Genomic DNA, 12,001 nt, shown 5'->3' with positions numbered 1-12,001 from the left:
ATAAGTTGAGCAAACTTTTGGGAAGCCTTTTTCTGTTGCGTACGATAGAATCATTCTGTTTTTAGGTTTCTTTTTATGTCTTGCGTCTTGTGAAGATACACATATCATTAATTTCAAATTATTATTTAAAGAGTTAAAACAAGTCGTCGAAAAAGAACTTAATTTCAAAAGTGGAACAGCTGCCCTCCTTCCCTTCCAGGAACGATTCAAAGAGTCGATTTTGGTCAAAATTCCTCACGTCTACACTGATTTATCTGCTTCTCATGTATTAGTTATGGATGGGCAGAAGGAACCAAATTTAGTAAAGTCGAAAAATTGATAAATATAGGATTTAGTTCAAATGAACTAGCTAAAAGCATAATTGAAGTATTTCTTTCTCAATAATTAGAGGTTTCTCATGGGTAATACAAACCTTGTGGGAAGCCTCTTTTTTTATTTCTTAGATATTATGAAGATAAACATTTTACATTGAAGGAATCCTCTTTCTATTGATTGATACAAATGATTATTATTAACCACCTAAACTTAAAACCAATAAGAATTCCACCTTATTAAAAGAGAAACCAATCATAAAAACAGCTATGGGAATAGTTCAAAATTACTAAATAGGATATTTTGGATGCTCTGGAAAAAATTGTTGAATTATGAATAAATATACCCTAAAATGAGGGTCATGGAATTTAAGGTTATAGATTAAGAGAAAATTCCTATACAAATAAGAGATGAAACTGTTCGAGTTCTTTCACGGCATTCTTAAGGGGGAACTAAGTTTATCAAACAAAGTATAGGATTCGAGAGGAAGCTAAGAAATCATTTTTAGAGTACATTGAGTTCCTCTATAATTCCAATTAAATCCATTCAGCATTAGCATACTTTACACTAACTATTAAAGCCAATGCTTATGCTATTTTCATAACATATGATGAAAATTATCATTTAATTAATCTGTATTGAAGGTGTAAGTAGTTGATTGAAAAAGTAAAAAGTATAAGGTTAAGGAAGAAATATCCTTGTGTGATGCAGCATGATGCTGCTGATTGTGCGGCAGCAGTTTTAGCAACAATATGTAAGCACTACAAAAAGGAATTATCCATAATGAGAATTCGTGAAGTAATTGGGACAGATGCATATGGAACGACAGTTTATGGATTGGTTAATGGCATTCAGGAATTAGGATTTAATGCGAAGGCAGTTAAGATATTAATTGAAAATGTAGTGGATAAATATACGTTACCTGCTATTGCTCATGTTGTGACGGAAGAGGGTTTATCTCACTTTGTTGTGATAAATAAAGTAACAGAGGATAACTTGATTATATCAGACCCTGCCAAAGGTGTTTTTACACAATCAAAGGAAGAATTTCAAAAGATTTTTTCAGGAGTATTGATTTTATTAGTTCCTACCAGCCAATTTGAACAATTAGACTACCAAAAGGCAACAATGCTTAGCGTTTTTAAGTCGTTAATTTTCCCACAGAAAAAATTATTGGCTGTTGTTATTTTGAGTTCTTTTGCCTTAACTGTACTTGGAATTATTTCTAGTTTATTTGCAAAGGTTTTATTTGATGAGATTATTCCCTATCAATTGAAAAATTCTCTATTCATGTATTCAATTGTATTCGGAATTATTAGCTTGGTACAAATATTTCTTTCAGCCTTTAGGCAGCATGTTTTATTATTTCTATCGAGAAAAATTGATATTCCAATTTTGTTAGGGTATTACAATCACATCCTGAAATTGCCATATAACTTTTTTTCTACAAGGAAAGTTGGAGATATCTTAACTCGCTTTCAGGATGCAATGACTATTAAGGATATTTTTTCTCAAGTATCAATTTCATTGGTATTAGATATTGTTGTAGCCTCTATTACAGGAATTGTCCTTTGGAATATAAATAGTCGACTTTTTGGGATTATATTGTTGATGGTAGCTTTTAATATTGTGTTGATTTATTTATTTAAAAAGCGCTATAAAACATTAAATTATGAGCAAATGACAGCTTCTTCTATGATGAATTCACAGTTGATAGAGTCTATTAAAAATATTGAAAGTGTAAAATCACATCATGATGAAGAACAGCAAATCGATCAGTTGGAAAATAAATTTATGAAAGTATTGAAGTTAGGTTATAAAGAAGGAGTGCTTAGTAATATTCAAGGAACAATCTCTTCAGGAGCAGGATCGATAGGAAATTTAGTTTTTATGGCACTTGGAGCACTAGCGATTATGGATGGAAAAATGAGTATAGGTGATTTGATTGTATTTCAAACACTAAGTGGATATTTTGTTGAACCAGTGCAAAACCTAGTTTCCTTACAACTAACCTTCCAAGAAGCACAAATTGCAATTCAACGTCTTAGTGAAATGATGGAAGTTGAGACGGAACAAGCGACCGATAAGAAATTATTAGCGCAACTTGATTTCCAAGGAGATATAAGTTTTCAAAATGTTACTTTTCGCTATGGCTCAAGGCCGCCAGTGCTAACTAATTTTCGGGTGAAGATTCCAGCAGGAAAGAAGGTTGCCATAGTAGGTGAAAGCGGCGCAGGAAAATCTACCTTAGCAAAATTATTATTGAAGTTTTATGAGGTAGAAGAAGGAAAAATAACTATTGATAATTATGATGTAAAAGATATTGATCCTTACCATTTGAGACAACAAATTGGCTACGTACCACAAAATGTAGAGTTATTTAGTGGAAGAGTGATTGATAATATCAAATTAGGTTGTCCAGAAGCCACTTATGAACAGGTAATTTCTGCTTGCCGCCGTGCAGGATGTGATGACTTTATTCAAAAAATCCCTGGTCGCTATTATGGTTTTATTGAAGAAGGCGGCGGGAACTTATCAGGTGGTGAGAGACAAAGGATAGCCATTGCTCGTGCCCTTCTACAAAAAAGACAGCTTTATATTTTTGATGAATCAACTAGCAGTCTTGATTCATTTAGTGAGCAGTTTATTCAAAATATGATGATTGAAAAAACAAGGGGAATTACAACTATCATCATCGCTCACCGTTTATCTACTATTATACACTGTGATGAAATTATCTTTATGGAGCAGGGACAAGTCATTGAGCAAGGTAGTCATGAAGAGTTAATCGCATTGAATGGAAAATATAAGCAGATGATAGATTTCCAATATGGAAATATAACGTTGGAAAAGAGAAAAAAAAGATTAGAAGAAACAGAGGAGGAAATGGTTTATGTCTAAACTACAAGTATTGGAAAATAAAAAACTTAAGCTTGTTAATGTCTTTACAAAGGAATTGCGCGGCATTCAAATTGAGGATGTGGAGAAAGAAATAAAAAAGTTTATTAATTTTCTTGAGATTTCTCAAATTCAAACAAGAGGACCGTTGATTACAAAAAAAGCAGGAACAACAGTGCATGATAATGGTGATATTACAATTGACTATGACATCATGGTACAGACAATGAAAAAAATGCCCAACAATGGAAGTTTTAGATTTCATGAGACTATATCTGTTGAAAATTGTGTTTACATTCACTTTGAAGGAACGAATGATGAATTGAACTACGCTCATAATAAATTAAATCTCCATTTGTGGGAAAATGATTTAGTAGAGTCTGGAGATGAGTATATGGTTCATTTATCACTTAATAATAATTGGCTTGAGGTCGATATATTTAAACCCGTGGAGCGATAAATAATGAAATTGTATAACAAGGAAGAGTTAAAAGAAAGCCGAATATTTTTTGATCAACATCCACCGAAATATTTATTTTTTCTTAATTGGTTTCTTGTCATGTTATTGGTTGTTTCACTTTTTGGTGCAAATTTTATAACAAAAAATTACATAGTAAAAGCACAAGGTACAATTGAAGCAGATGATAAGCGTTATGTAACCCCGGTTGCCAACGGAAATATTGCTGAAATCCATAAGCAAGAAGGGGCGCAAGTAAGAAAAGGTGATAAACTTCTTACTCTATCAGTAGGAATAGAAGGTGTACAAGAGGATGAGATTCAAAAACAAATAAATGATTTGGAAGCGAAGAAAGAAGTATACGAAAAATATGAAAAATCATTAATAGAAAAAACAAATTACCTAAAAAACAATGGTGATGAGCAAGCCTATTACGGAAAAGTTGCTTACTACCTAGAACAACTGCATGGAGAAGAAACGGAATCTGAGCATACATCTGAAACAATTAATCAAAAGCGATCAGAATTAGTTAAGTTAAAAGAAGAATTAGAAATAATTCAACATGAGAATCAAGAAAAATATCAAAAAGATTTAGCACGAAAGCAATCTCAATTAAAAAAGCTGCAAAAGGAATTACAAGAGTTGCAGGATAAAGAGACGAATGATGGAATCCTAGTAACTGAAAAAGAAGTAAAGGAGTCAGAAATCGATTCACTTCTTATTGAAATAGAAAATATGAAAGAAACTAGTGATGAACAATTACAATCTGAATTAGATGCAAAGAAATCAGAATTAAAAGGATTAGAGCAAGAAATAAAAGATTTAGAGAGGCAGGGAGAATCAGCACCGGTAAGTAACTCAACGTATAACCAATTAATAAGTGAGTTAGGGACAGAAAGAATCCAAACCAATGATAAAATCACAGAGCTTGAAAGTCAGCGAAATGTGAATAGTGCTAATAGCAATACTCTAACGATTACTGCTAACAAAGATGGTTACTTACACTACCTTGTACCAATAAAAACAGGGGTTGGTTTACAGTCTTTCCAACCAGTCGCACAAATAGCTAATGATAAAGAGGCTGAGTTAATTGTAGAAAGTTACATCCCAGCACAAGATGTTAGTAAAATGAATGTAAATGATCCTGTCAAGGTAGCTATTGCAGGGGTTAATCAAACAAAATTTGGAATGTTAAAGGGAAATGTAAAAGAAATAAGTAATGGTACGATTATTCAACAAGGAGAAAATAATTCGAAAGTAATGCTGTATCAAGTAACTGTTGCTTTAAAAACAAAGGAATTACAAAGTGATAAAGAAATAATCAAAGCAAGAGCTTCGATGCCAGTTGTTGCAAATATTGTTTATGACCATGAATCATACTTAGAATGGTTATTGGAACAATTGAATTTTACTAAATAATTTAGTGAGGTGTATGATATGAGAAGTTATTATTTACAGGGACGAGAACCTCCCTGTGTACAAAAAGAGTTCTAGAGGTTAACAACTAATATATCAAAGGAGATGTATAACATGCAATTAGTAATGCCAGGTAGTTATGTAGAAATGCGTGAAGATGAAATGATGTATTTGGATGGTGGAATTTCAACAAAAGATAAGGCAGCAATTATTGCAATAGCTATCGCTGGTGGAGTTGCTTTAACAGTTGCAATAGCTTATGGTCAGATTGCTCTCGGTGCTAGGATTATGGGGTGGACAATGAAGCAGTTTGTAAGAAAACTTGGTGCTGCAGGAGTTGCAACAGTTGTAGCAGGGTCCTTGGGAGTTTCGTATACAGCAACACTAGCAGTTGTAAAATTTTTAGTGTAGTTGATAGATAATATGAAAAATAAACATAGATTTGTAATGAATATCATTTTAGTAATAACATATATCATTGTTTCTAGTTTTGTATTAGTTCTATACGCTATTAAAGATGCTTTGTCGGAAGTTTATATGGCTTTTATTCCTCTAGCTATTTCTGCCATAGTTTGTATTATATTGAATAGAATTAGTAAAAATGAAGATGCTAGAACGGAATAGTATTCGGGAAATGGTCTGAATATTTAATTTTTAATAGAAATGCTAACGAAGTCCAATAAAACGAAGTAAATGAGGTTTTCCATTAGTTCTTTGAACTTTTGGGAAGCCTCTTTTTTCATTCCCTTTGAATTTGTTGATTAGTTATTAGCAAAAATTTTGATTAAACATGTTAAAAAACTTTTAGGCTGGAGATATAACTTAATTTTAAGTAATAAAACTGTTATGATTATTTAATTAGTAAGTTATACCTATGCAGCTAACTATATGATGATCAACTCATTAAGAAAGGTGGGCAGCTAAATGGTGTCGAAACGACATAAGGACATCGTGTTGTCTTTAATGAAGGAGAAAGAACCTGTTACAGCCGAATGGATAGCAAAAGAACTTGGTGTGAGTGACAGAACCATTCGCACGGAGATCAAAGAACTTCAATCACAATCCACTTCGTTAGGAATCATGATTGAATCGGTTCGGGGAAAAGGATATCTATTATATATAAAGGATTATCAAGTGTTTGAGCAGGAGTTTATTTCTAATGCGAATGATGCAGCAAATGAAAATCAATCTGATTTTTCCGAGCAGGAAATTCGGGTTTTGTATATGTTAAAACGATTTTTATTAGAAAAGGAACCAATAAAATTAGAAAGTCTTGAAGAAGAGCTATTTGTCTCCAAGCCCAAGCTTCAGAACGACTTAAAAGTTGTCCGTGAATTATTGGAGAGTTATCATTTAAAGCTAGTTTCCAGACCGCATCATGGTACCCAGGTAGAAGGCGATGAATATATGAAGCGGCTGTGTTTTTCAAATTATATTTTACGGCGAAATAGCAGCTTAAACATTGACAGTAATTCCTTTTACCTTTTGGATCAAAATCTGTTTGTAAAGATAAAAGAAACAATCATAAAAAAGGTGAATGAATATAAGATTGAGGTATCAGACATTGCACTTGAAAATTTGGCAACCCATATCACTATTGGATGCAAGAGAATTGAAACAGGATTTGTCATAGAAGACCTTGAACAAGATTTAATAGAGAAATATCCATTTGAAAAAATAGTGGCCAATGAAATTGTAAAAGAGGTAGAGGATTTTACGGGTTTGGAGTTTCCAAAATCCGAGATTGATTATATTATTGTTCACTTGTTGGGGACCAAATTAATTCATAAGAATACGTTGAATGAATTTAGTAAATTCGATGAACTAGGCACCATCATTCATTGCATGCTGCAGAGATTAAAAACCGAATTAAATTGGGATTTTCAAGATGACTCTGAATTCATTCAAGCTTTGACTTTGCACATTCGGCCTGCAATGAACAGGTTACGCTATAACATGAACATTCGAAATCCATTATTAGACGAAATTAAACGAAAATATCCTAGTGCCTTTGAGGGGGCTGCTATTGCGAGCAGATGTATCGGCGAATATTTGGAGATAGAGGTAGGAGAACACGAAATTGCTTATATTGCCTTACATATCGGTGTGGCATTAGAAAGAATGAAGACAAGGCAGAAAAAAGCAAAACGGGTACTTGTAGTATGTGCATCTGGAGTGGGGAGTGCCAAGCTATTGTTTTATCGTTTACGAAATGAATTTAAAGATGAAATTGATATTGCGGCCACAACTAATTATTACCAGTTAAAAGAATACGATCTATCATCTATTGATTTTATTGTTAGTACAATCCCCATTAAAGAAGAAATAGGCGTTCCAGTACTAGTCGTAAATACCTTTTTAGGAGAAGGAGATATTGCTAATATTCGGAAGGGAGTATCGTCTGAAATAGAGTGTGAAGGGCATAGCTATTTAGATCTATCCAGAGTTTTTATTCATAAAGACTTTGAGGATAAAGAAAGTGTTATCACTTTTATGTGTAATGAATTATACAAACAAAAACTGGTCTCCAAAGATTATGTGAATTTGGTGCTAGAAAGGGAGGCGGTCGCTCCAACCAGCTTTGGAAATCTTGTGGCCATCCCTCATCCGCTTACACCAGAAACAGAGGAAACGTTTTGGACCGTGTGCACATTAAAGAGGCCAATCGAATGGACAGACAAACATAGGGTTCAATTTATTTGCTTATTGAACATAAGAAAAGAACCTGAGGGTGATCTGGACAGGATGTATCAAAGGCTCATTGCACTAGTCGAAAACAGTACAACGATCCAAAAAGTAATAAAGAGTGAATCAGCTGAAGAAATAATAAAGATATTAGATGAAGCTTAACTCTTGCCATAGAAGAAAGAGGGAATTCCAAAAAGGAATTTCCCTTTTTTAGTTTGGGGATATTATCTAAGGATAATGAATATACAGGACATAAACTTTATTATTATTCTTTCATTATATTTCCGTTACTTACGGAAAAATCCTTTCTGTAAAATTAAACGCTTTCAACATAAACTATAAACATAAAGAGATTAAAGCACTCTTAAAAAAGTTGCTAATTAGCTGATAGATTAATTAATGCTTTGTTTTTCAAAATAACTTTTATGGATAATGGAGGAATATATCGATGAATATTTTATTATGTTGTGCAGCTGGTATGAGTACAAGTTTGTTGGTAACCAAAATGGAAAAAGCAGCTCAAGAACAAGGGTTAGAAGGAAAAATTTGGGCGGTTCCAGCAAATGCAATCAATCTACACATTGACCAGGCTGATGTGCTTCTTTTAGGGCCGCAAGTTAGATTCCTGCTTCCAAAAATGAAAGGCTTAGGTGAAGAAAAGGGAATTCCAGTGGATGCGATCAATCCAATCCACTACGGTACTTGTAATGGTCCAGAAGTTCTAAAAACAGCAATAAATCTAGTAAATAACAAATAATAAAAGGGAGAAATAGAAAATGGGGAAATTCAACAGCATTCTAGAAGAGAAGGTCATGCCTGTTGCTGCCAAGATTGGTGGACAAAGACACTTATTGGCTCTTCGTGATGGTCTTATTGCGACAATGCCATTCATTGTCATTGGTTCATTATTCTTGATCGTAGCTAACTTTCCAATTCCAGGTTATGCAGACTTTATGGCTTCTATTTTTGGTCCAACATGGGCTGCTAAATTAAGTTATCCAGTAGATGCAACTTTCAACATCATGTCAATTATTGCAGCATTCGCGGTTGCATACCGCTTAGCAGAAAGCTATAAGCTTGACGCGATGAGCGCCGGTACTATTTCGGTTGCTGCTTTCTTATTAACAACACCATTTAGTTTCACGTTTACTCCAGCTGAAGCTGACGCAGTAATGGTAACTGGTGCTATTTCAAAAGCTTACTTAAGCAGTAAAGGTTTGTTTGTAGCGTTATTTTTTGCAATATTATCAACTGAAATTTATCGTTTTATCGTTAAAAAAGATATTGTTATTAAAATGCCAGCAGGGGTGCCGCCAAGTGTTGGTAAATCATTTGCTGCATTAATTCCAGGATTCGCTGTCCTTCTTGTAGTTTGGGTCTTGCGTCTATTTGTTGAAATGACTCCATATGAAAGTATTAACAACCTAGTTACCACCCTTTTAGGTGACCCGTTGAAATTGGTTGGTCTTACTCTAGGAGGAACAATTGTTGCTGAATTCTTTGTAACGATTCTATGGTCTACTGGATTACATGGGACAAACATCGTTAAGAGTGTTATGGAACCAATTTGGTTTGGTGCCATGGGTGACAATATGACAGCATATCAAGCTGGTGAACCTCTGCCGCACATTGTCACACAACAATTCTGGGATAACTTCGTTCACATTGGTGGAACGGGTGTCACATTTGGATTAGTTCTTTCAATGGTATTGTTTGCTAGATCTCAACAAATGAAAAGTCTAAGTCGTTTGGCATTGGGGCCTAGTATCTTTAACATTAACGAGCCATTAATCTTTGGTATGCCGATCGTGTTAAACCCAATCATGATCATTCCATTCGTCGTTACTTCACTCGTTACCGTAATTGTCACTTTCATTGCGATGGATATGGGATTGGTAGCCAAACCAGTAGGTATTGCAGTACCTTGGACCATGCCGCCAATTATCTCAGGATATCTTGCTAGTGGCGGAGCTATTTCGGGTGCAGTCATGAATATTGTTAACATTCTAATTTCATTTGTAATTTATCTTCCATTCTTCAAGATTTATGACAATGCGAAGAAGAAAGAAGAAGATGCAATGAATGCAGGTGAAACGAAAGAAAATATCGCGTAAGAAATTAATCGGGCATTAGGTTGCTAGTGCCTGACTCTTATCTTTTAAAAGCATACTAGTACAACCAAAATTTCGCATTATATTCTGGAAAGAGAGCTTTCCTTTCCTAGTAATCAAATGAAAGGCTGTTAATCATCATGAATCAATTAATCATGAATAAAGAAGAACTTTATAATCACGCATTTCAATTAATCCTTCATGCTGGAAATGCAAGAAGCTTTGCGATGGAAGCAATGCAGGCTGCTAAAGAAGGGAATTTTGATGAAGCAGAAGCAAAACTTACCGAAGCAGACGAGGCATTTAATGAAGCACATCATGTTCAAACTGAGTTAATCCAAAAGGAAGCAGGCGGAGCGAAATTCGAACTTCCTCTTATTATGATTCATGCACAAGACCATTTGATGACATCAATGACTCTTAAAGATATGGCGAGAGAAATCATTGATTTGCATAAACTGATCAAAGGCCTAATAAAAAAGTGACAATGATTATTTAAACGCCCAACTTATTTTGGGCTTTTTCTATTTATACGATATCTTGAAATGATATAAAAGAACGTAATTACCCTAGAATATTTTAAACATAATAGAAAGGAAATGAACTTTAATGAAAAAAACATTCCCTGATAATTTTTTATGGGGCGGAGCCACAGCTGCAAACCAATATGAAGGCGGGTACAATGAAGGCGGAAGAGGACTTGCAACAAGCGACTTTATAACAAATGGCACTGCAGACCGCCCAAGAAAGATTACGATCAAATTAAAAGATGGGACAAAAACAATGGTAAACCGAAGGCCTACTGGGGATCCAAAAATTGATACCATACCAGAAGGCGCATATGGTTATATAGATGAGAATGTCTATTATCCAAGCCATAATGCAGTTGATTTTTACAACCATTACAAAGAAGATATTTCTCTCTATGGAGAAATGGGTTTCAAGTGTTTCCGGTTATCTCTTAGTTGGTCTCGTATTTTCCCAAAAGGTGGAATTGAAGGGGAACAACCAAATGAAGAGGGGTTGAAATTTTACGAAGATGTTTTTAAAGAGTGTAAAAAGTATAATATCGAACCATTAGTCACTCTTTATCATTTTGAAACTCCTGCGTATTTGGCAGAGAATTTCAATGGCTGGGGCGGTCGTGAGACGATTGATTGTTTTTTACGAATGTGTAAAGAAGTATTTACCAGATATAAAGATCTAGTAAAGTATTGGATCACCATTAACGAAATTAATGTATTAAATGGTTACGCATTTATGGGAACTAGGGAGGCTAATGCGCAGGTACGTTATCAAGCAAAGCATCATATGTTTGTTGCGAGTGCCCTTGCTAATAAGCTTTGTCACGAGATTATTCCTGATGCAAAGATTGGCTGTATGGTTGCATTAAGCTGCATTTATCCGAAAGATTGTAAACCGGAAAATATATTTGGAGCTTTGGATTATCGAAGAGGAGCTTTGATTTATTCTGATGTCATGATGAGGGGTTACTATCCATCTTATGCTGATCGCTTTTTTGAAGAGATGGGGGTCACCATACAAAAGGAACCAGGGGATGACGATGTTATCAAGGCGTATCCTTCGGATTATTTAGCATTCAGTTATTACCGCAGCAGTGTATACCATACTGAAATCGTACAGAATACTGATACAGGCGGACAAATGGGAGATGTAAATCCATTCGTAGAAAAAACAGAGTGGGGTTGGGCGATTGACCCTATTGGGCTTAGATACACCTTGTCTGAACTTTATGACCGATATCAAAAACCTCTCTTTATTGTTGAAAACGGAATGGGAACCATTGATAAAGCGGATGAGAATGGATATGTGGAGGATGATTATCGAATCCAATATTTCCGGGATCACATTGCAGAAATGAAAAAGGCCGTTACTTTAGACGGTGTTGACTTAATGGGCTATACACCATGGGGCTGCATTGATTTGGTTTCAGCAGGAACTGGAGAAATGAAAAAACGATATGGCTTTATTTATGTAGATATGGACGACGAAGGAAATGGAACATTAAAAAGAACAAAGAAAAAATCATTTGATTGGTATAAGAAAGTGATTGCAACGAATGGAGAAGACCTTAGCTTTTAGATTTAGAACCTTTTAC

10 protein-coding genes are annotated in these 12,001 nt (G+C 34.6%); all 10 read left to right on the top strand.

Annotated elements, in window-relative coordinates; genetic code table 11:
- The first annotated feature begins 49 nt into the window (after positions 1-49).
- Positions 50-319, top strand: a complete 270-nt coding sequence (locus SFC47_RS22135; protein WP_411256743.1) for an AarF/UbiB family protein — start codon at positions 50-52, stop codon at positions 317-319.
- A 647-nt stretch (positions 320-966) separates the two neighbouring features.
- Positions 967-3,213 carry a peptidase domain-containing ABC transporter gene (locus SFC47_RS22130; RefSeq protein WP_411256716.1) on the top strand — a complete coding sequence of 749 codons (2,247 nt, stop codon included), beginning with the start codon at positions 967-969 and terminating at the stop codon, positions 3,211-3,213.
- Positions 3,206-3,670 carry an AraC family transcriptional regulator gene (locus SFC47_RS22125; protein WP_411256714.1) on the top strand — a complete coding sequence of 155 codons (465 nt, stop codon included), beginning with the start codon at positions 3,206-3,208 and terminating at the stop codon, positions 3,668-3,670. Before SFC47_RS22130 ends, SFC47_RS22125 begins: the two co-directional genes overlap by 8 nt.
- Before the next feature lie 3 nt (positions 3,671-3,673).
- Positions 3,674-5,086 (top strand): beta-barrel domain-containing protein, encoded by a 1,413-nt coding sequence (locus SFC47_RS22120; RefSeq protein ID WP_411256712.1) that lies wholly within the window; start codon positions 3,674-3,676, stop codon positions 5,084-5,086.
- A 111-nt stretch (positions 5,087-5,197) separates the two neighbouring features.
- The gene (locus tag SFC47_RS22115; protein ID WP_411256710.1) at positions 5,198-5,494 is read left to right on the top strand and encodes a hypothetical protein; all 297 of its coding nucleotides are present in this window, start codon (positions 5,198-5,200) and stop codon (positions 5,492-5,494) included.
- A 513-nt stretch (positions 5,495-6,007) separates the two neighbouring features.
- Positions 6,008-7,933: a BglG family transcription antiterminator gene (locus SFC47_RS22110; RefSeq protein WP_411256709.1), complete on the top strand. Its 1,926-nt coding sequence runs from the start codon at positions 6,008-6,010 to the stop codon at positions 7,931-7,933.
- Between the two features lie 286 nt (positions 7,934-8,219).
- Positions 8,220-8,528, top strand: a complete 309-nt coding sequence (locus SFC47_RS22105; RefSeq protein ID WP_411256707.1) for a PTS sugar transporter subunit IIB — start codon at positions 8,220-8,222, stop codon at positions 8,526-8,528.
- Between the two features lie 19 nt (positions 8,529-8,547).
- Entirely contained in the window at positions 8,548-9,885 is a 1,338-nt protein-coding gene (gene celB / locus SFC47_RS22100) for a PTS cellobiose transporter subunit IIC (protein ID WP_411256705.1), read from the top strand.
- 152 nt (positions 9,886-10,037) lie between these two features.
- Complete coding sequence (locus SFC47_RS22095; RefSeq protein ID WP_411256703.1) at positions 10,038-10,367, top strand: PTS sugar transporter subunit IIA; 330 nt, start codon at positions 10,038-10,040, stop codon at positions 10,365-10,367.
- Positions 10,368-10,491: 124 nt separating this feature from the next.
- The gene (locus SFC47_RS22090; protein ID WP_411256701.1) at positions 10,492-11,985 is read left to right on the top strand and encodes a family 1 glycosylhydrolase; all 1,494 of its coding nucleotides are present in this window, start codon (positions 10,492-10,494) and stop codon (positions 11,983-11,985) included.
- Positions 11,986-12,001: the final 16 nt, after the last annotated feature.

It is taken from the genome of Neobacillus niacini, assembly GCF_046591715.1.
Taxonomy (GTDB): domain Bacteria; phylum Bacillota; class Bacilli; order Bacillales; family Cytobacillaceae; genus Neobacillus; species Neobacillus niacini_L.
The sequence above is the reverse complement of the archived record's forward strand: the minus strand, read 5'-3'. Positions and strand labels throughout refer to the sequence as shown.